18 protein-coding genes are annotated in these 21,547 nt (G+C 39.0%); 13 read left to right on the forward strand and 5 right to left on the reverse strand.

Features of this window, described 5'->3' with window-relative positions; translation table 11 throughout:
* The first annotated feature begins 38 nt into the window (after nucleotides 1–38).
* Together FLEMA_RS0103155 and FLEMA_RS0103160 are read left to right on the forward strand one after the other, a co-directional pair.
* A complete protein-coding gene (locus FLEMA_RS0103155; RefSeq protein ID WP_026994208.1) occupies nucleotides 39–1,376 on the forward strand; it encodes a RagB/SusD family nutrient uptake outer membrane protein in 1,338 nt (445 codons plus the stop codon).
* Between the two features lie 433 nt (nucleotides 1,377–1,809).
* On the forward strand, nucleotides 1,810–2,286 hold the full coding sequence (locus tag FLEMA_RS0103160; protein WP_026994209.1) for a DUF4890 domain-containing protein: 477 nt from the start codon (nucleotides 1,810–1,812) through the stop codon (nucleotides 2,284–2,286).
* Nucleotides 2,287–2,457: 171 nt separating this feature from the next.
* Here the strand turns inward: FLEMA_RS0103160 and FLEMA_RS0103165 are convergent, their stop codons facing one another.
* A complete protein-coding gene (locus tag FLEMA_RS0103165; protein ID WP_026994210.1) occupies nucleotides 2,458–2,838 on the reverse strand; it encodes a hypothetical protein in 381 nt (126 codons plus the stop codon).
* Between the two features lie 488 nt (nucleotides 2,839–3,326).
* On the opposite strand from FLEMA_RS0103165, the gene FLEMA_RS0103170 reads away from it, so the two are divergent.
* The 3 genes from FLEMA_RS0103170 to FLEMA_RS0103180 all read left to right on the forward strand — a co-directional run bounded on the left by FLEMA_RS0103170 (nucleotide 3,327) and on the right by FLEMA_RS0103180 (nucleotide 8,973).
* Nucleotides 3,327–6,641: a DUF1553 domain-containing protein gene (locus tag FLEMA_RS0103170; protein WP_044170703.1), complete on the forward strand. Its 3,315-nt coding sequence runs from the start codon at nucleotides 3,327–3,329 to the stop codon at nucleotides 6,639–6,641.
* 164 nt (nucleotides 6,642–6,805) lie between these two features.
* Nucleotides 6,806–8,257, forward strand: coding sequence for a DUF1501 domain-containing protein (locus tag FLEMA_RS0103175; RefSeq protein WP_026994212.1), 1,452 nt, complete (start codon nucleotides 6,806–6,808; stop codon nucleotides 8,255–8,257).
* Between the two features lie 260 nt (nucleotides 8,258–8,517).
* Nucleotides 8,518–8,973 carry a hypothetical protein gene (locus tag FLEMA_RS0103180; protein ID WP_026994213.1) on the forward strand — a complete coding sequence of 152 codons (456 nt, stop codon included), beginning with the start codon at nucleotides 8,518–8,520 and terminating at the stop codon, nucleotides 8,971–8,973.
* A 160-nt stretch (nucleotides 8,974–9,133) separates the two neighbouring features.
* Here FLEMA_RS0103180 and xerD read toward each other — a convergent pair whose 3' ends face one another.
* Nucleotides 9,134–10,042 (reverse strand): site-specific tyrosine recombinase XerD, encoded by a 909-nt coding sequence (gene xerD, locus FLEMA_RS0103185; RefSeq protein WP_026994214.1) that lies wholly within the window; start codon nucleotides 10,040–10,042, stop codon nucleotides 9,134–9,136.
* 380 nt (nucleotides 10,043–10,422) lie between these two features.
* Between xerD and aroQ the strand changes: the two genes are divergently transcribed.
* The 3 genes from aroQ (at nucleotide 10,423) to FLEMA_RS0103200 (ending at nucleotide 12,650) form a co-directional block, all read left to right on the forward strand.
* Nucleotides 10,423–10,848: a type II 3-dehydroquinate dehydratase gene (gene aroQ, locus FLEMA_RS0103190; protein WP_044170707.1), complete on the forward strand. Its 426-nt coding sequence runs from the start codon at nucleotides 10,423–10,425 to the stop codon at nucleotides 10,846–10,848.
* Between the two features lie 93 nt (nucleotides 10,849–10,941).
* Nucleotides 10,942–12,039: an aminotransferase class V-fold PLP-dependent enzyme gene (locus tag FLEMA_RS0103195; RefSeq protein ID WP_026994216.1), complete on the forward strand. Its 1,098-nt coding sequence runs from the start codon at nucleotides 10,942–10,944 to the stop codon at nucleotides 12,037–12,039.
* Between the two features lie 38 nt (nucleotides 12,040–12,077).
* Nucleotides 12,078–12,650: a MarC family protein gene (locus FLEMA_RS0103200; RefSeq protein WP_026994217.1), complete on the forward strand. Its 573-nt coding sequence runs from the start codon at nucleotides 12,078–12,080 to the stop codon at nucleotides 12,648–12,650.
* A gap of 162 nt (nucleotides 12,651–12,812) precedes the next feature.
* Here FLEMA_RS0103200 and FLEMA_RS0103205 read toward each other — a convergent pair whose 3' ends face one another.
* The 3 genes from FLEMA_RS0103205 to FLEMA_RS0103215 form a co-directional block, all read right to left on the reverse strand.
* Nucleotides 12,813–15,620, reverse strand: coding sequence for a TonB-dependent receptor (locus tag FLEMA_RS0103205; protein WP_026994218.1), 2,808 nt, complete (start codon nucleotides 15,618–15,620; stop codon nucleotides 12,813–12,815).
* A gap of 308 nt (nucleotides 15,621–15,928) precedes the next feature.
* Nucleotides 15,929–16,591, reverse strand: coding sequence for a hypothetical protein (locus tag FLEMA_RS0103210; protein ID WP_026994219.1), 663 nt, complete (start codon nucleotides 16,589–16,591; stop codon nucleotides 15,929–15,931).
* Nucleotides 16,592–16,603: 12 nt separating this feature from the next.
* Complete coding sequence (locus FLEMA_RS0103215) at nucleotides 16,604–17,242, reverse strand: hypothetical protein (protein WP_044170709.1); 639 nt, start codon at nucleotides 17,240–17,242, stop codon at nucleotides 16,604–16,606.
* Nucleotides 17,243–17,347: 105 nt separating this feature from the next.
* Between FLEMA_RS0103215 and FLEMA_RS0103220 the strand changes: the two genes are divergently transcribed.
* The 5 genes from FLEMA_RS0103220 (at nucleotide 17,348) to FLEMA_RS0103240 (ending at nucleotide 21,533) form a co-directional block, all read left to right on the forward strand.
* Nucleotides 17,348–17,980: a ribonuclease H1 domain-containing protein gene (locus tag FLEMA_RS0103220; protein WP_026994221.1), complete on the forward strand. Its 633-nt coding sequence runs from the start codon at nucleotides 17,348–17,350 to the stop codon at nucleotides 17,978–17,980.
* Between the two features lie 51 nt (nucleotides 17,981–18,031).
* On the forward strand, nucleotides 18,032–18,724 hold the full coding sequence (locus tag FLEMA_RS0103225) for a tRNA1(Val) (adenine(37)-N6)-methyltransferase (RefSeq protein WP_026994222.1): 693 nt from the start codon (nucleotides 18,032–18,034) through the stop codon (nucleotides 18,722–18,724).
* A gap of 44 nt (nucleotides 18,725–18,768) precedes the next feature.
* Complete coding sequence (locus tag FLEMA_RS0103230) at nucleotides 18,769–19,719, forward strand: glycosyltransferase family 2 protein (protein WP_026994223.1); 951 nt, start codon at nucleotides 18,769–18,771, stop codon at nucleotides 19,717–19,719.
* Between the two features lie 130 nt (nucleotides 19,720–19,849).
* Nucleotides 19,850–20,644: a tRNA threonylcarbamoyladenosine dehydratase gene (locus FLEMA_RS0103235; protein ID WP_026994224.1), complete on the forward strand. Its 795-nt coding sequence runs from the start codon at nucleotides 19,850–19,852 to the stop codon at nucleotides 20,642–20,644.
* 253 nt (nucleotides 20,645–20,897) lie between these two features.
* Nucleotides 20,898–21,533, forward strand: coding sequence for a LysE family translocator (locus tag FLEMA_RS0103240; RefSeq protein ID WP_026994225.1), 636 nt, complete (start codon nucleotides 20,898–20,900; stop codon nucleotides 21,531–21,533).
* Nucleotides 21,534–21,547: the final 14 nt, after the last annotated feature.

Here is a 21,547-nt window from a genome sequence, read left to right on the forward strand (position 1 = left end):
ATTCAGTATCCATTTTTCTCAAATTTATTTTCAAGAAGATGAAAACATACAAGTTTAAAATATATTGGGCGGCAACCATGCTAATGGCGGGTGTGTCCTCTTGCAGTGTGCTAGAAACCACCGAAGTTATTGACCCAAACAGTCCTAGCCTTGCATCTGTACAAAATAATGCTAGTAAAGCTCAACTAGATGCCCTGGCCGTTGGTCAGGTAGCTCGTGCACGTGATGGCTTGGCAACGTATTTGCAAGTAATTGGTACGTTGGGTAAAGAATTATTCAATTTTAATACTACGGAGTCTCGCTGGATGACTGAGCTAAATGGCTTACGTCCTATCGACAACTCTGCTTTTTATAATGGTGCTACTACGGCATTTGGAGCTCCAGTGCGTCAGGCCAATGCTTTGATTGCATCTTTGGATAAGACTACTTCGGTAACTGAGCAACAAAAAAATGCTTACCGAGGCCTTGCCAATACTTTCAAAGGCCTTGCCTATTTGTATCAGCTTAATGTACAGTACAACAACGGAGTACGTCTCAACGTAGAAGACCCCTTGAAACCAAGTAAATTTGCTACTTATACTGAATCATTGGCAGGTATCAAAAAATTCTTGGACGATGGTGCTACACAGCTAGATGCAGCAGGAACAGCATTCCCTTTTGTATTACCAGCGTCTTATGCAGGATTCAATACGCCTGCAACGTTCAAAAAATTCAATCGTGCGATTGCTTTACGAGTGGCTATTTACCAAAAAGATTGGGCAGGAGCCGCCGCTTTGTTGCCTCAAACATTTTTGGATGCCAATGCTGATTTTAACCTTGGCCCTAAACATGCCTTTAATGCTACTTCGCCAGATATTGGTAACCCATTATTGAACACTTCGTCTGTTCGTGTGGTAGCTCCAGAAAAACTTGTAACAGATGCCGAAGCAGGCGACAAGCGTGTGGCTTCTAAGGTAAGACTATTGGCAAGTCCTGCTGAATATAGCTCGGGTGTAACCTATACAACCAAGTACATTTTTAATATGTATACGGCTCTTGACCAGTCGGTAGCTATTATTCGTAACGAAGAACTTATTTTGATTGCTGCCGAAATTGCAGCCCAGCAAAACAGAAGCTCAGATGCTGTTGCTTACCTCAATATTATTCGTGCTGGTGCTGGCCTTGGAGCTTACAAAGGTGGAACGTCACAGGCTGACTTAATCAATGCTGTGTTGCATGAACGTTTATATTCGCTGTGGTACGAAGGTCACCGTTTGGTAGACATGCGTCGCTATGGAAAAATTGCTGAGATATACTTGCCTGTTGCAGGTATGAAGGTACTAGAACAATTAGAAAGACCTGTGGCAGAAGTAAACTGGGATAAAGCTAATCCATAATAGATACTAAATGTGAATATTTAGGTATTTATGCCTTTAATATTAGAGAGGGGTTGTTTGAAAAAACAATCCCTCTATTTTTATAGAAAAGAGCTTATTTACTGTTTTTTCGGGTGTTTTCATATCAATAAGCCACTTTAATTCAAGTCTTTTTGCTAGATTTAACGAATGATTATTGTAATTTTACAGAGGATTGTAGAGGTTATTCGGCAGGTAGTTGGGTAGCCTCTCTTCTATTATCCGTTTATTTACTAAAACCATTTCTTTTTGCAATAATCTCAAAATAGAGTATAGAATTTTGCATAATATCAAAGAAATTCCCCAAAAAGAGGCTTTTAGTCTTCTTTTTAAAGTGTTTTGTCGCATAGTATGTAAAAATTGAATGTCTCTCTCTATTTTTGTTACTGTCAAAAAGCAATAATCACTAAAAAGTATGTCAAAGTCTGCTCAACGTATTTTATTTGCTTTCTTGTGTTTAGGAATACTCACTGTATCCTTCGATTCTCTTGCTCAGTATGGTTATGGCGGTGGCTATGGTCGCCAAGGTGGTTTTGGTAATCGAGGTGGTATTCCTCAGGCTGGCCAAGGCGAAACTCGTCGTAGAGACGACGGAATGGACCCCGAAAAAATTGCTGAAGAAGATACTCGCTGGATGACCAAAAAGTTGAAGTTATCCGAAGAACAATTACCCAAGGTCGAAGACCTAAACATTAAATATGCGTTTCAACGGTTTGATTTATTTGAAGAAATCAAAAAAGCAACCAATAATGGAACAATGCCCCCTTCAGACGAAGTACGCGTTAAGATTCGTGAAAAAATGCAGAAAATGAAAGTCGACAAGGACAATGATATGAAAGCCATCTTAACTCCCGAACAGTACGAAACTTACCAAAAGAAACGTAAAGACTAATCGGAGTTGATAATGATAAAGATTTTTTGATTGAGAAGTTTAAAGAGGTTTATACAGCAAAGTCACCCTTAGTTTAGGGGTGACTTTCTTTTTGTAGTAAATAGCGGCTAGGTAGGTTATGTGGAATATAATAAGCTAGGGTATTTGCTCATATCCCGAATTAGTGGTTTATTATAATGTTTCGGCTAAAAATCTTTTGAATTCATCTTTATTTTCTTGCCAGATTTTTTCAAATACAACAATCTTATCTCTTAAATCGCTGTGGTCGTCAAACAACACTCTGTCGCCTGCGGGGTTTCCTTTTACTTTTTCACCCAAAGCATTATCCGATATCCTTAATTCATGCGACAACTCGTCGTTTACTTCGTCTTGTCGGATAAATACACTCTCAAAATGCCCTACCTTAATTTTAATTTCTTGTGCTGTGTTTTGTGCCGATACCGTTGCTAATTGCCCCTGAAAGGTTTTTAACTCATCTTTTACAAAATCTACTTTACTTTTCCACTCGTTAATTTCACTATGTAATTCTGTAATATGTTTTTTGTTGCTCATGGTTGTGACTGTTTTTTATGTTGGGTACAGATTAATTATTATTTTAAAGTAAGGATTTTAAAATGAAGAATATTCTCATTTTCAGTGTTTTATAGAAAAATATTCCGCTGTTATCTGAAACAAAATTCAGCTATTTTTACGAACTTCTACATGATTTCCATCAGACAAATCAAAGACCTTACTCATATTTATTCCTGAGCAAATCCAAGTATCGCAAACCCTTTTCTTTGTAGCATGATTTGCCCTGATTAGGACGGACAAGTAGGGTCAAAATATAAGTATTTAAAGATTATATTTACCTAAATAATGGAAAGGTAATACATGCCATAAAAGGATGAGGAAATGTCTATTACAGGTAGTTTTTGGGTCGACTAATAGAGAAAGCCAGAGCCGATACTTTTGTGACAAACTAGGCCAAAAAATGCTTTGTATTCCTACCTCTTCAACACCGAATAATCACCCAATAATATAAAACGAAACCCAATTGTATGAAAATTAGTCTCTTAACGAAATGCTATCTTGTGGTGTTACTGATTGGTTTGGAAAGTTGTAAAAAAGACCAATTACCCGCAGAGTTAGCTCAATGGGAAGATAAACTTCCCGAAAAAATTGATTATAACGAGCATATAAAGCCTATTTTATCGGATAGGTGTTTTAAGTGTCACGGCCCAGACAAAAATAAAATTGAAGCAGGCTTACAATTAGCCAATTTTGATGGTGCAACGGCTTCTTTGAAAAGTGGTAAAACCGCTATTATCCCGGGGAATATCAATAGGAGCGAGTTGGTTGAGCGGATTTTGTCGCACGATCCCGAAACGATAATGCCAACACCAAAGTCTAACTTGAAACTGACCGACGAAGAGAAGGCTTTATTGGTAAGATGGATTCAACAAGGGGCAGAATACAAAGAACATTGGGCGTTTGTAGCTATCGAAAAACCTGCTATTCCTTCAGTACAACAAACCTCATGGGTACAAAATCCTATCGATAATTTTATCTTGGAAAAACTCGAAAGTAAGAAAATTAAGCCTTCTCCCCAAGCCGACAAAGCTACATTACTTAGAAGGGTATCAATGGACATGACAGGCTTACCACCGACAGTCAAAGAATTGGATGATTTTTTACGAGACAAATCGCCAAATGCTTATGAAAAAGTAGTAGATAGGCTTTTGAACTCGCCACATTATGGCGAACGCCAAGCTGTAGACTGGCTTGATTTGGCCAGATACGCCGATTCTCACGGTTATCAGGACGATGGTATGCGAAATGTATTTCCTTGGCGTGACTGGGTGATTAAGTCTTTTAACCAAAACCTACCTTACGATAAGTTTGTAACTTGGCAACTGGCAGGCGACTTGCTTCCTCATGCTACTACCGAAACCCAAATGGCCACTTGTTTTTTACGCAATCATCCCCAAACACAAGAAGGCGGCGTTGTCGATGAAGAATATCGTACCGAATATGTACTAGATAGGGTAAATACCCTTGGAAAAGCATTTTTAGGGCTTACGGTAGAATGTGCCCGATGTCATGACCATAAATATGACCCTATTGCTCAAAAAGAATTTTATCAGTTATCGGCCTTTTTCAATAGCAATAATGAGTCGGGGATTATTCCTTATAATGGAGAAGCTTCGCCTACCATTACATTGGCAACGAAGGCTACTAAGGCCAAACTACGATATATTCTTACCAAAATAGCTCCTCTCCAAAAAGCAATAGTACCACAGCAGCCTATCTACCAAAAGAACTTTGAAAACTGGATTCAGGTAGCTATTAAAACGCCTCAGCAGTTTGCCCAAAGTAACAAGGGATTAATTGCCGATTTTTCATTTGAGGGAAATACCCTTCGTCCAAATAAGCGTTTTGATAAAAAATTGAATAAAGAAATTACCGAAATGCTTCCTTTGGGCTATAAAAATGCAGCTATCGATACCGTAGATGCTTGGATTGCAGGCGATATGGACAGAAAGCCAAGCTTTGTAAAAGGTAAAAAAGGCAGAGGTCTTAGATTTATGGGCGACTGCGGTATAGATTTTCATAAATCCTTGGATTTTGAACAGGTTCAACCCTTTTCGGTAAGTCTTTGGATTAACCCCCTGAAAGTTGGCGAAAAAGGCCCCATTTTCAACTCTACCAATGGTGAGTTTGAAGGGCATCGAGGGTATCGCTGTTGGCTTCTGCCCGATGGTACATTACAGGTAAGCTTGAGTTATGTCTGGCCAGCCAATTGTATAGATATTGTAACTACCCAAAAGGTCAAATATCGGCAATGGCAAAATATCACATTGGTGTACGATGGTCTTGGCAAAGCAAAAGGAGTGAAGATATACCTCGATGGAAAGGAAATGCCTCGTCAGGTGCTTACCGACAACCTGAGTAAGTCGATACTGTATGGCGAAAATAAAAGCCATTGGGACAGATGGACAGATATGCCTTTTATGATGGGTAAGGAGTTTAGAGAAACACTGCAAAATTTGGCTATCGACGAGCTAAAAGTGTATAAACGACAATTATCGGCTATCGAAATTCAAGATTTAGTGTATCAAAAAAATGCTATTTTATCGATTCTCCAAACTCCTCGAAATTGTTGGACAGCTTCGCAGACGCAGGATTTATTTACCTATTATTTACTAAACTTTGATCCTATTTATGACAAAAATACCCGTGAATTGAGCTACTGGCGTGACCAATTCGTACAAGTAAATACCGACAGGAAAGAAGTGATGGTTATGAGCGAACGCAAAATTCCTCGAAAAACCTATATCCTTAATAGAGGTGTGTATGATGCTTTGGGTGAGGAGGTTTCTTGGGGTACAATCAATAAGATTTTACCTTTTTCCGACGATTATCCTAAAAACAGATTGGGTTTAGCACAATGGTTGCTCGATAAAAAAAATCCCTTATTTGCTCGTGTTGCTATCAATCGAATCTGGCAGAACTACTTTGGCTTTGGTATTTGTAAAACTTCCGATGATTTTGGTAATCAAGGCGAAATGCCTTCTCATCCTGCTTTATTAGATTGGCTGGCTACAGCATTTCGCGATTCGGGTTGGGATGTCAAGGCTATGCACAAACTAATAGTAATGTCGGCTACTTATCAACAAAGCTCAACCCAACGAGCCGATTTACAGGAAATAGATGCCGAAAACCGCTTATTGGCTCGTGGCCCAAGCTATCGATATGCCCATGAACAAATCCGAGATGCTATTTTGGCTAGTAGTGGCTTATTAGTTCGCAAAATAGGAGGCCCAAGTGTGTATCCTTATCAGCCAGCGGGTATTTGGGAAGCCCTAGCTACTCGAAATGTTACTTCTTATAAAATTCAGCATGGCGATTCTTTGTACCGACGAGGTATGTATACCATCTGGAAGCGTTCGTCGCCTCCTCCGTCGGCTATTACCTTCGATTCACCAGAAAGGTACTTTTGTGTTATAAAACGCCAGAAAACATCTACACCTTTGCAGGCATTGGTACTAATGAACGACCCTCAATACAATGAGGCTGCTCGCAAATTGGCCGAAAGAATGCTCAAAGAAGGTGGTGCTACCATTCAAGATAGAATAACCTTTGCCTTTAAAGCTATGGTATCTAGGTATCCAAGTGCCAAAGAGGTACAAATTTTAACCCAATTGTATCAAGACGAGAAAAAAGACATAGAAACGCACCCTTCAAGAGCCAAAGAGTTGCTCAATGTAGGTGAGTCGCCTATCGACCAACAGCTTAATCCTGTAGAATTGGCTGCCAATACGGTTATAGGTATGACGCTCATCAATTTTGACGGAACAATTATTAAGCGATAATCAACGGGCTAGGTTTCTTTTAAAACGAAGTAGGTTAGACGTGTTTTTGAATATAAAAATTTGAGTATTAGCTCTTCAATTTTCGTATTCAGTAATTATATCTTAATCAAACTAGACTTTTTGAGGGCAATGTGTTTTAGGTAATAATACAAACCAATCAGACAATGAATACTAAGCAACATATACAAGATATAGAACGACAACTCAGCAGAAGAGATTTTTTGTTTCGTACAGGTGGGTTGTCACTTGGTGCAATGGCCTTGGGCAATCTTTTTAACCCTTTCCAAAGTTTTAGTAATACAGCCAATACGCCCATTGGGCCACATTTTACGCCCAAAGTAAAACGGGTGATTTACTTGTTTCAGTCTGGAGCTCCATCGCAGTTGGAGTTATTTGACTACAAGCCCAAGCTTAAGGAAATGTTTGGACAAGAGTTACCCCCGTCGGTACGTGGAGGACAGCGGCTTACGGGGATGTCGTCTAATCAGAAGTCATTTCCTTTGGCTTTTGGTAAATTTGAGTTTGCTCAATATGGTCAGTCTCGTGCTTGGATGAGCGACTTGTTACCACATCATCATCAAATAGCCGATGAGCTTACTTTCATCAAGTCGATGTACACCGAGGCTATTAATCACGACCCTGCTGTAACATTTTTCCAGACAGGCAATCAGCAGGCTGGTCGTCCTTCTATGGGGTCGTGGGTTAGTTATGGTTTAGGCTCGGACAACCAAAACTTACCAGCTTTTTGTGTGTTGCTTTCACGCTCTAACAACTACGACCAACCCCTGTATGCCAAGCTTTGGGGCAATGGATTTTTACCATCCGAGCATCAAGGTGTAATGTTTAGGGCAGGAAAAGACCCTGTTTTGTATCTGAATAATCCCAACGGAATGGATAGAACCTCACGAAGACGTATGTTAGACTATCTGGGGCAGTTGCATCATGAGCAATTCAAAAAAGAACACGATGCCGAAATCAATTCACGGGTAAACCAATACGAAATGGCCTACCGTATGCAGATGTCTGTACCCGAAACCTTAGACTTATCAAAAGAACCCGACTATATTTATGATATGTACGGAGCCGACTCTCGCAAACCTGGTACTTTTGCCGCTAATTGTTTGTTGGCCAGAAAATTAGCCGAAAAAGATGTTAAGTTTATTCAGTTGTATCATCAAGGGTGGGATCACCATAGCGGTTTGCCCGATAATATTAAAAAAATCACTAAGGATGTAGACCAAGCTTCGGCAGCCCTAATCAAGGACTTGAAACAAAGAGGAATGCTCGACGACACCCTCGTGATTTGGGGAGGCGAATTTGGTCGTACTAATTACTCGCAAGGCAAGCTAACCCCCGATAATTATGGACGTGACCACCACCCACGTTGTTTTACGATATGGATGGCTGGTGCTGGGATTAAAAAGGGTGTTTCGTTTGGTGAAACTGACGAGTTTGGATATAATATAGCCAAAAATCCTGTACATGTACACGACTTACAGGCCACGGTATTACATTTGATGGGTATTGATCATGAAAAACTTACCTTCAAGCATCAAGGCCGTAGATATAGATTAACTGATGTAGCGGGCAAAGTAGTAAAACCTATTTTGGTATAACTATTTGGTATATTTTAAAGAAAAAAGCCTTTGGCCAGTTAGTTGAAATAGTATTTTATATTGAATAACCTAAGCCTCTATTACTGAATATAGGCTTGGGTTTGAGGTTTTTATGATTGATAATCAGTGGTTTAGTTATTGGTAAAGGCTAGCTAATACTCAAAAGGCCATATCGTAGTAATGAATTTTACTTATATTTGTACTAAATCTAAAAATTAGACGTTATCAAGGCGTTAAAACCCCAATAAAAAACATTTCTTATGAAACAAGTTGCATTATTTTTAGTTGGACTACTTTTAGTAGTGTCTAGTTGCAAAAAAAACTCAGTTACAGTAAAAACAAATACTGAAAAATTAACCGCCAAAGTTTGGTTAGTCGAAGAAGCGAATGCTGCAGGAGGGGTTGTAGTTGTTTATAAAAAAGACCAAGCTAACAATGGCTATGATTTGTCGAAAGTTAGGCTTGAGTTTCTTTCTAATGGAACAATCAGAGGTGTCGATAACAACGGTAATAGCTCAACAAGTGGTACTTGGAAATTTGTAGAAAACGAAACTAAAATAGAAATATCTGGAATCAATCTTGCTGGTGTAAACTTTGGAACAATACAAGTTATTCGCCTCGAAGACGCTAATTTTGATTTTAAAGGCAAAGCTTCTATTCCTCAATTAGGTATTCCAGAAACAGAGGCTACAATCAAAATGATTCCTGCTCAGTAAGCTTATAGTATTGGAAATACCTACAATATATTTCCTGCTGTGAGCAAAAACTTTCTTTATAATTACCTCGAATACGTATCCTATGAGCTACTATTCGAGGTATTTTTTTGTTCTACAATCAAGGCATTATCCATTACTCAGAGAGAGAACACAGTAAGTTTTATCTTCTTTTGCTTCTTGGGTGAAAATCCACAATCGTTTGTTTCAAATATTCACGGTCTAAATGCGTGTATATTTCGGTAGTAGTAATACTAGCATGGCCAAGCATTTCCTGAATAGCCCGTAAATCGGCACCACCTTCAATCAAATGCGTAGCAAATGAGTGTCGGAATGTATGTGGGCTAATATTTTTTTGAATACCAGCACTCAGAGCCAAGTCTTTTATGATTAAAAACACCATTACACGAGTAAGTTGCTTGCCTCGTCGATTGAGAAACAAATGGTCTGAAAAATCGTTGTGAATAGGTTGATACTTGCGTATTTCTTCCAAATAAATAGTAGTATAGTGCATTGCATCTTTGCCGATAGGCACTAGCCTTACTTTATCACCCTTGCCTCGTACCCTCAAAAAACCAATATCAAAATAGCATTCTGAAAGTTTTAGGTCGATTAGCTCCGAAACCCTAAGCCCAGAGCTATACAGTATTTCGAGCATAGCCCTATTGCGTGTACCTTCAGGAGTGGATAAGTCTATGGCATCGAACAGCCGAATAATTTCGGGAAAACTTAGTGTAGAGGGAAGTTTTCGGCCTGTTTTAGGAGCACTAATCAAAGCTGTGGGGTCTACTTTAATAACATCTTCGATACTCAAATATTTGAAAAATGCTTTTAAGCCCGACAACATCCTAGCTTGAGAAGTAGCTTCGAGGCCTAGTTCGTCGATAAAAAGGAAAAAATCAAAAATATGTTTGTCCGTAATTTCCTCAACAGCGGGTAATTCTGGCAAAGAAATTTCGAGGTATTCCCAAAATTTTGCTACATCATGCCAATAAGCCTCAATCGAGTTTTCGGAAAGCGAGCGTTCTAAAGTAAGATAGTTTTTGAAATTTTTCAGATAAATTTGCCACATTGTAAAGAACAAGTATAATATTTGTTTTAATAACAATTAAGGGCTTTAATTGCCACAATTGAACGCCCAAAAGGTTCTATTTGTTATAAATCTGACACAACAACGAAAGAATATCGAGTTTAAAGTTGTTGTGTCAGGTTTGAAATAAAGCACTAAGCTAGCAATCTGGTGTGGAAATAACTAATAAATATGAAGGGGCTTTGTAGTATTGATAAAAGCATTGCTACAGATTGTTTGGTTGTTGTTGAACTGAGTAATTTTTAAGGGAGAAAACTCCTCAATTAAAAGAGTAATAAGTTGTTGTTTTTGGTCAATAATGGTATCGGCTGATTATAAAATCGATAAGTTAGTAACCAAAAGAATTTTAAACAGGAATCGCAGTGGTAAAGAAACAAATTTTGATTGTGAATGGCCCAAATCTAAATTTATTGGGCAAACGTGAGCCAGAGATTTATGGACACCAAACTTTTGAACAGTATTTTGAAATACTAAAAGATAAATACGAAACACAGGTAGAACTGCACTATTTTCAGTCGAACCACGAAGGGGCATTGATTGATAGAATCCATGAGGTAGGCTTTACATTCGATGGAATTGTGCTGAATGCAGGAGGTTTTACGCATACGTCTATTGCCTTGGCCGATGCCATTGCTGCCGTAAAAACACCTACAGTTGAGGTTCATATTTCAAATGTACACGCTCGTGAGTCGTACCGTCATCATAGTTTTTTAAGCAAAAACTGTATTGGTATTATTATTGGGTTTGGTTTGAGAGGGTACGATTTTGCTATTCAGACATTTCTGTGATATGAAGCCAATAAGATTAGGTGAATCTGCTTGCGGCGATAAATCTTATTCTGTTGGCATATCACCTAATCATTTTCAGCATTACATATTACTATGATAACATTTTATCCAGGGCCTTCAAAAGTATATCCAGTGGTTGAGCATTTTCTCAACGAAGCTTTTCATGAAGGTGTATTAAGTATCAATCACCGTAGTCAGGCTTGTATGCAGATTACTCGTACAGCCATCGACTTGCTGCATCAAAAATTGCACATTCCAAGCGACTATACCATTTATTTTGTTTCGTCGGCTACCGAAGTATGGGAAATTATAGCCCAGTCGCTTACTCAGCACCATAGTACCCATATTTATAATGGAGCTTTTGGCGAAAAATGGGCAGATTATGCCGAGCGAATTTTGCCTAAAGTAAGCCGCCTAACTTTTGGTGTAGAAGAATTGATTAGTGCCGTAAATTTACCCAAAGAAACCCCCGATGTAGTGTGTATTACACATAACGAAACATCGAACGGAACACAGGTGAAAGAATGGCCAGAAGTACAAAAAGCGTATCCAGAAGCATTGATAGCTGTAGATGTAACTTCGTCGATGGCGGGTGTACAACTCAACTGGCAAGAGGCCGATATTTGGTTTGCTTCTGTACAAAAATGCTTTGGCCTACCTGCGGGTATGGCTATTATGGTTTGCTCGCCACGGGCTTTGGTACGTGCCGAACAAATTGGCGACCGCAAGTATTACAATAGCTTGCTGTTTATTCATGATAATTTCAAAAAATACCAAACTCATTATACTCCCAATGTACTAGAGATTTTCCTTTTGTCGAAAGTCTTACCGTTGTTGCCAGATATTAGCGAAACCAATGCCCGTATTGAGGCTCAAGCAAGTGCTTGGTACACGTTTTTTGATGAAAACTTCGATACCGATGTAACCACAGGCAGCGTACGCCCTTTGGTGAATGTTGCTGCCTTACGTTCAAATACGGTATTGGCCATAGAAGGCTTACCAGAAGTGATTACTAGATTAAAAAAGGCATTTGAACAAACTGGTATAACCGTTGGAAATGGCTATGGGGCTTGGAAAAATACCACTTTTAGAATTGCCAATTTTCCAGCTATTTCCGAAGCCGACATATTGGCTTTGCAAGAACAATTATTAATACTTTTGCCCGAAAAGGCTTTATCTCCGTCAACCTAAGAAACCTTAAATTCAACACATAAATCTATCAACAAACCATGCACTTCGATTTTAAAGAAATTTTCTCGGTATCACTTATCCTCTTTTCGGTAATTGATATACTCGGTTCGATTCCCGTAATCATAGACTTACGACGGAAAACAGGAAATATCCATGCCGAACAAGCCACCTTGGTTTCGGGTGGAATCATGATTGCCTTTTTGTATGTAGGAAAGTCTATTCTTAATCTATTCGGCGTAGATGTAAATTCCTTTGCCATAGCAGGGGCATTGATTATCTTTTTGATAGGACTAGAGATGATTCTGGGAAGAAATATTTTTAAGTCGGAAGAAGTAGAAGGTAGTAAGGCTGCTTCTATTGTGCCTTTGGCCTTCCCAATTATTGCAGGAGCTGGCACAATGACCACCATTTTGTCATTAAAGTCGCAGTTTGATGAAATCAATATTTTGATTGGCGTTTTGTTGAATCTTGTTTTTATTTATATCGTATTGCGTTCAAGCGAATGGATAGAAAAAATGCTAGGTCATGCAGGCACCAATGTACTTCGTCGTGTATTTGGGGTAATTTTGTTGGCTATTGCAATCAAAATTATTAAATCGAGGTTAGGGTAAAGCTACCATAACTTGGTATTAGTTGTTAAGAGTTTGATAATGGTAAACTAATTTACAAGTAATAGAACTCCGTACTCAAAAACAGTAAAAATAAAACTCCGTAAGTGCAATAATACACTTACGGAGTTTTTTATGGAATAGGAATATGTTTTAGCCCAAAAACTAGAAATTGAAATTGACTCTGGCAAAAACATAGCGTCCATTAAAGCCAAACTGTTGTACACGACGAGAATAAACAAAACGTCCCAGCCCCATATTGGCCGAGTGCGTATGTACGTCTTGATACACATCAAATAAGTTGTTAGCACCTACCGCAAAGTTCAACGATTTAGTCAACTGATAATTTACGGTTAAGTCTGTTACAATTTTTGAAGAGAACGTTTGGTCCAACGTTTCTTTTGCTCCATTGTTAAAGGTATTAGCTACGTAGTTGGCACTGCTCAAAATAGTTGGGTCTAAATACACCACTTCACCAAAGCGAACAGCACGAAGCATTACCCCCAATTTACCAACTTTATAGTTGACAGTACCTGTTATTTTGCTTCTTGGACTAGCCACTTCAATACGGCTTTGGTCTTCACGGTTAAAGTAATTACCAATTTGTCCAGTAGCAATAAGCTTTTCGGTAGCATTAATAGCAGGTTTGCCATCAGCACCTTTGATTACCTCGTTGTCGATAAATGCCCCAGCCAAAGTTACTTTAATAGAGTGGTCTCCAGCAAGACGAGTGCTATACGATGCAACAGCCTCAATACCTCTTGAACGAGTATCGATAGCATTGGTAAAGAAATTAACAGTAGTAGCACCAGCCGCGGCCAACTGAGCCGCCACGGTAGCGTCGCCATTGGCTGTAAAGTTATTGGTAAGGATAATACGGTTTTTGATGTCAATCTGATAAGCATCTACCGTAAGCTCTAATTTACCCAATTGAGCGGTAGCTCCAATACTGTAGTTTTGCGATGTTTCAGCTTTTAGCTCAGGAATACCAAAAATTTTGGCAGGCTGACTATTGTTGGGGAACGTACCACTTTCAACAGGCGTTTGCACACCATTGACAGTTTGGAAAAGTGTATTGGTTTTTGAATAATACTGTTGTTGTAAAGAAGGAGCTCTGAAACCGGTACTGATTGCACCCCGAACCGCAATTTTGTCGGTAAGTTTATAACGAGAAGCCACTTTATATTTAAGGCCAGTATTACCAAAGTCAGAATAGTTTTCAAAACGCAAAGCACCCGAAAGTACCCATGCTTTTGTAATATCTAATTCTAAGTCGGTATAAACCCCAACGTTGTTTCTTGAATGTGTACCTGCGTTAGAAGGTAAAAATCCTGCAAAAACTTGAGCTCCAGCAGCAACACCCAAAGCCGTATTGTAGTTTTTATACGAAGCCTCTTCACCTGCACGAGTACCAAATTCATCTACACGGAACTCAGCACCAAAGGCTACGTTTAGGCCATTAAGTACATCGTCAAACTTGCGACTCATGTCGAAGTTTGTAGTATTTTGTGAGAATGTATTGCCACCAGCATCAAATTTTCTTTGGAAAGAAGTAGTACTAGCTGCCTGAGTATAGTTTACAGAATTATCTACACCGTAGTCGAAGGTATTTTTACCATATACATTACTCAAATCAAAATTCCAGTTGGTCAAAATTTTACCGCGAATACCCGCTGCCACCGAAATGTCGGTTACATCAGAAGTAATTTCAGGCAAAAAGCCATTAGGGTATACAGCAAATACATTGGTTCTTACTGCAGCAGGCACAGAGTTGGGATAACGATAAAAACCCGCAGAATTACCTTTTTTGTTATTCCAGCCCCCAAAAGCATAAACATCGAGGTTGGTATTGATAGGCAATAAAGCATTTACGACAATGCCGCCACCTTTTACACGAGAGTTACCGATTCGCATATCAAAATCGTTGCGAGTCAGACCATTTTCTGCAATAATTTGGTCATCGGTTTTACCTGTTATTGTTGGATACACTTGGCCAGTATAAGTACCTGTACGGTTAGTTTGGCCACGAGAAACATATTCACCTGTAATATTGACATATCCTTTTTCGCCAATACGAACACCGTAGTTTAAGCCCAACTGTCCTGTAAACCCGTCTGTTACCGAAACATCTTTTGGCTGGCCATTCGAGTAATTAATGGCATAGTTTTTCTGATAGTTGGTAATATGTTCACCAGCCGATAAATTACCGCTAAGACCAGTTTGCTTTTTCAACACAATGTTGATTACCCCAGCAATAGCATCCGAACCGTATTGAGCGGCTGCACCATCTCTTAGAATTTCAATTTTTTCTACAGAAGTAGCAGGAATAGCGTTCATGTCTGTACCAACAGTACCACGGTTTACAGTACCATTTACGTTAACCAACGATGATTGGTGTCTTCTTTTGCCATTTACCAATACCAATACTTGATCGGGGCCTAAGCCTCTTAATTGAGCAGGGTCTACGTGGTCAGTTCCGTCAGAAATAGCCTGACGAGTAGATTGGAACGAAGGGGCCACAAATGTTAAAATTTGGTTAATATCAACCTGCCCAACATTGTTGGTTACCTGCGAAAGCGGAATAACATCGACAGGTACAGGAGTATCAATTTTGGTACGTCCCGAGCTTCTTGTTCCTGTAACTACTACCTCATCGAGCGAAGAGATACTTTCGGCCAATACAAAATCTTGTGATACTACCGACGATTCAACTTGTACCTGAACCGTCACAATTTGATAACCTATCGAGCTAGCCTTAATATTATAGCTTCCTGCTTGTAGTTTTAGGCTATAGTTACCATTTGCATCGGAAACCGTTCCGATGTTTTTACCAACAACCGTTATTGATGCCCCAGGAATAGCTTGCCCTGTTTTGGTATCCTTTACCACACCTTTAATACCCTGAGCTAATACGTTAAAACTAGAGAGAACAAGGATTAATAAAACGTAGAAATAATGGAGTTTTTTTTTCATAAAAGCTTGTAATTTAAAAAATGGTTAATAAAAAATGTACTTAAATTATCGGTAAGTTATTACAAATTGAATAAGATTCAAAAAAAAACATATCGTAATACCCAATTTTCTTAGGCAAATAAGTAATTTATCAAAGAGATACTGGTATTTATACTCAGAAAAATAGCGAGTGAAAAATGATGAATTATAGAGGAGGAGAGAAGGTGTTCTGGGGGTAAATAAGTGTAATGATGAGGATTTATCATGAAAAAAGGCACAAAGTAGTGGGTATATTTGCTACTTTGTGCCTTGTATGGCTTCAGGAAAAACTACTTGAACATATATCGAATTCCAACACCATAAGAAAGCGAAATGTTGGGGTTGAAATTGTAGTTGAACTGACGTTGTGTATAAGTTTGAACTGGGCCTTGATTAGGACTAACAGACCCATTTTCCCAAGAATAACCCAAGCTGGCTACATTGAGGTTGAGCAACTGACCTGTAAATGCCCATTTGTCGTTGAGGGTATAAATTAACCCTGCTCCACCTGTCAAGTTTAGACTGATTTGATTGTTGGTTTTATCAGTAAAAAGAAAGGGGTCGTTAGAGGTGATATTGGCAATATCGGATTTTGTATAATTAACACTCCCCAATATACGTCCATACAAACCAAACTTTCCAAAAATATTTTTATAAAATTCTTGTCCCTTGCCCAAGCCAAACGATAAGCTTTTGTTTTTGCTCAAACCCGTACTAGGCAGATTACTGTCGGTATAATTCACAGAAAACGACCATATTCGGGCTGAGTTTTTGCTAATATATTTACCCCAATTAATACTACCTGAATAGTTTTGGGGAGTCTTTTGACCAAAGGATTGCTCAATATTGGCTGAGCCTTGAATAAAATTGGTACCTTCTTGTATTTGAGCATTCGCTCCCAAACTGGCTATTACCAAGAAAAATGCGAGTGATATTTTTGCGATATGTTTCATGACAAATAGGGTTTAGAATGATTTACCAATAGCGATACCGAGTGTACTAACATTCATGATGCTATTAAATTTCAGATTCGAGTAATTAGATGTGTTATCGTTGACATGCTGAAAGTTAAGGTTTACCAACGATGTCTCAGCATTCAAAAACCATTTGTTTTTCAGCTGGTAACGCACCCCAAAGTTTACGCTAGCACCAACATTATAGGTTTTTGTACTCTCCAGATAGTCGCCCGACTGAAAGCCGTAGCCAGCTTTTCCAAGCATTTCGGCATAAATCGCCACCGACTTGCTCAGAGGCTTGAATTTATCAACAAAATAACCAGCTTCAATCGTGTGGTTGTACCAGTCTAATCCTGCCGAATTACCAGACGTAGAATGAAAAGATTGAACATTGTAGCCTAACAGCCAGCCTTTTGCTGTGTTTTGTCCAGTAAACACACCTCTTTTAAAGCTAAGCCCTACCGAGTGAGCCCCAAACTTTTGGTCGAGCATACCACTCATACCCGTGCTAACGCTGCTGCTACTGATAGAACCACTAAAACGCCCATCAACTTGCCAAAATTTAGTGCCTTGTTCATATTGGGCTTGTGATAGGTGAGTTGCCATGCCTATGAGCATGAAAACCAGCGGAAGGATTTTGTTTTTCATAGTGTAAACGGAGTTGATTTGATGACGAAAGTACTGGCTCAATATTTAACAAACAAGAAATAAGCCTTATCTTCAGGCTTTTTTAACGATTATTAACAAAATTCTGTGGCAAAGAAACCTAAATTTTATGTGGTTTGGAAGGGGCGAAAAACGGGCGTTTTTTCCTCTTGGGCCGAAACCGAAGACCTCATAAAGGGCTTTGAAGGAGCACAATATAAATCTTTTGATACTTTGGCCGAAGCTGAAAAAGCTGCCAAAGGCAACTATTGGCAGTCGGTACAGCAGGCAGGCTTGGCCAAAACACCTGCAAAATCTGCCAAAAATATAGGACAGCCTATTCCTAATAGTATTTCGGTAGATGCCGCCTGTGCGGGTAACCCTGGCGTTTTGGAATACCAAGGGGTAGAAACAGCTACCAAAAGGGTATTGTTTTCGATGGGGCCATTTCCCGAAGGTACAGTAAATATAGGGGAGTTTTTGGCCATTGTTCACGGATTGTCTTTTTTGAAGAAACATCAGTCAGACGTACCGATTTATTCTGATTCTAAAACGGCTTTGAGTTGGGTGAAAAATAAGGCAATTAAAACTACCCTCGAACGAAATAGCCAGACAGAAGAATTATTTGAGTTGGTAGACAGGGCTATTGCGTGGTTGAAAAACAATACTTATAACAACCCAATTTTGAAATGGGAAACCGAATTTTGGGGAGAAAATCCCGCCGATTATGGCAGAAAATAGCATAACAAAAATATTGCTTATGGCCTGAAATAATAACAAAGATTGCTCATTATGTTTCAATTTAAACAATTTACGATTCATCAAGACCAATGTGCTATGAAGGTGTCTACCGATGCCTGTATTTTGGGAGCTTGGGTAGATGTAAAAGCTTCGACACGGATTCTGGACATCGGAGCAGGCACAGGCTTGTTGTCGCTGATGATGGCACAGCGGTCGGATGCTTTGATAGATGCCGTTGAAATGGACGAACCTGCTTTTTTACAAGCTCAACAAAATATTGGGTCTAGTGTTTTTGCGGAACGTATCAGCATATATCATCAACCTATTCAAGATTTTAGGTCAGATAAAAAATATGACTTAATTGTGTCTAATCCGCCATTTTATAGCAATTATCTCAAGTCGGAGAAGGTACAAAAAAACCAAGCCCATCATACCGAAACACTAACTTTTGAAGAACTTTTGGCCTCGGTGTTTCGCTTACTTACAACTTATGGTAAATTTGTAGTATTATTGCCCGAATATGAAATGCAGCTTTTGCTAAAACTGGCTCAGCTTCAAGGTTTTTTTGTAACCCAACAACTGATAGTGCGGCATAGGGTAGGAGCAAAGGTTCTTAGGGTAATAAGTGTGTTGTCGTTGTCAGATACTGAAATAGTACAAGAAGAACTTTTGATAAAAGATACCCACGAACAATATACAGATGCCTTTAGGGCGTTATTACAAGAATACTATTTGATATTTTGATACATTAGGAATAATAGCCAATGTACTTATTTTAAGATAAAACTATGTTAGCAATTTCGATTGTAGTGCCATTATACAACGAGGAGGAGTCTTTGCCCGAACTTTGTGCGTGGATTGAAAGGGTGATGCTCGACCATAAGTTTACCTACGAGGTGATTTTTGTAAATGACGGGAGCAAGGATAAATCATGGAAGGTAATAAAAGAGCTTTCTCAGAAAAATCCTAATGTTAAAGGAGTATCTTTTAGCCGAAATTATGGCAAATCTGCGGCTTTGCACGTTGGTTTCCAAAAAGCAGAAGGCGAGGTGGTAATTACTATGGATGCCGATTTGCAAGACAGTCCAGACGAAATACCAGAACTTTACCGAATGATTACCCAAGATGATTATGATTTGGTTTCGGGCTGGAAACAAAAACGTTTTGACCCACTTTCTAAAACCATTCCTACCAAATTATACAATGCAGCTATTCGCTGGATGTCGGGTATCAATTTGCACGACAATAATTGTGGGCTTAAAGCATACAAAAAAGAGGTTATTAAAACCATCCGTTTGTATGGCGAAATGCACCGTTATATTCCTGTGCAAGCCAACTGGAACGGCTTTTCTCGGATTGGCGAAAAGGTGGTTCAGCATCAGGCCCGTAAATATGGCTCAACCAAATTTGGTATCGAACGTTTTTTGTATGGCTTGTTAGACTTGCTGTCGATTACATTTGTACAAAAATTTGGCAAGAGACCAATGCACCTTTTTGGAGGCTTGGGGGTGTTTTCGTTTATGGTTGGGCTATTTATAACATTATGGCTTATTGCCGATAAAGTGTATAGTATTGCCAATCATATTCCGTTTCGCAACATAACCGACAATACTTGGTTTTATTTGGCTTTGGTGGCTATTATTATAGGCTCACAATTGTTTTTGGCAGGATTTATTGGTGAATTACTCACGATGAATTCAGACAGAACTACCGATTACCAAGTTCGAGAGGAGTTTTAAGGATTTATTGAGGTGTTCAAAAAAATAATTTCCTTATTACAATATTAAAAAGACCTAATGCTTTACAAAACCAAATTGTAGGGCAGATGTCTGATAATCAGAAAGTTTACATAATAAATTTTATTGAATAATGAGTGATTTAGCATGGCTTGGCCGAACCAAATTATTGATTGGTGACGAAGGTATTCAAAAGTTGCAAAATGCCCATGTATTGGTAGTAGGGCTTGGTGGAGTAGGGTCTTTTGCGGCCGAATTTATCGCCCGTTCGGGTGTTGGCAAAATGACTATTGTCGATGGCGATATCGTCGACCCCTCAAACCGTAACCGTCAATTACCAGCTTTGGCCACTAATCATGGCGAACCCAAAGTCGATATTATGACCGAAAGGCTATTGGCTATCAACCCAGAATTACAATTAACCAGTATCAAGGAGTTTTTAACGCCCGAAGCAGCCGAAAAAATCTTGAGCGAAAATCATTTCGACTATGTAATGGATTGTATCGATTCTATTACCCCAAAATTAACCCTGTTGAGTACCGCACATCGTAAAGGCTTAAAAATAGTGTCGTCGATGGGAGCAGGTGGTAAGGTCGACCCAACGTTATTACGTACGGCCGATTTGTTCCAAACGCGTCAATGTTATTTAGCGTCTTTGGTAAGAAAACGACTGCGTAAATTAGGTATTTATTCGGGAATTAAGGCGGTATTTTCTTTGGAAAAACACGACGACGAATCTTTGATGCTAACCGACGGAACAAACTTCAAAAAATCAGCTTATGGAACAATTTCGTATATTCCTGCAGCTTTTGGTGGGGTATGTGCATCGGTAGTTTTGCGTGACTTGTTGGATTATCCTATCAAAATGGAGAAAAAACCGAAGGAAATGATTGCCCGTGAGAAAAAGCAGAGAGATAAGAAAGAATAATAAGATTGAATATTGAAAAGGATAAAACGTATCAGCGGCCAAGTTAAGTGTATGTTTGAGCTTTGAGGCTCTAAAAACAAGCCTTCTTACACGGTTACTTCATTGGGTCGCTGATAGAGTTGTTAAAAACGTATGACAGCCCAAGGTTTAACAGCACTACGACGACTATTTTAAGTACTAAAACCAATACAAGTGTAACAGATAGGAAACCTGTTTTTGGGTATTTCCCTGCAATTAGATAAACCCACATGTCATGATTCCAGCAAAAGAATTATTGTTATTTGCTCTTGCAGCTTTTGGCTTAGTCATAAGCCCCGGCCCCAATATGATTTACCTTATTTCGAGGTCTATTACCCAAGGGCGTTCGGCAGGGATGGTTTCGCTAGCAGGTATTATTGTAGGCTTTTTCTTTCATATCTTGATGGTTTCATTTGGGCTTACGGCTGTTTTGCTAACCATACCACTAGCATATACTTTACTGAAAACCTTAGGGGTATTGTACCTTTTGTACTTGGCTTTTCAGGCAATCAAGCCACAGGCCGAAAGCGTATTTGAAGTACAACAAAATACCTTGATTGATAGTCCTGGTAAACTTTTTAGAATAGGTTTTTTGACGAGTATGCTAAATCCTAAAGTGGCGGTGTTTTATCTTTCTTTTTTCCCGCAGTTTATCAAGATTGGATATGGGTCTGTTTTTTTGCAAAGCATAGAATTAGGTATTGTCCAAATTCTGGTTAGTTTTTCGGTGAATTGCATGATTGTACTTTTTGCCGCCAGAATGGCACGGTGGTTTGCTCAAAAACCCACTTGGCTAAAATTTCAAAAATGGTTTATGGCAAGTATTCTTACTGGATTAGCCCTAAAAATGGCATTGACCAAAGCCAAATAATATTTTCTGAGTGC

It is taken from the genome of Flectobacillus major DSM 103 (assembly GCF_000427405.1).
GTDB classification, from domain to species: domain Bacteria; phylum Bacteroidota; class Bacteroidia; order Cytophagales; family Spirosomataceae; genus Flectobacillus; species Flectobacillus major.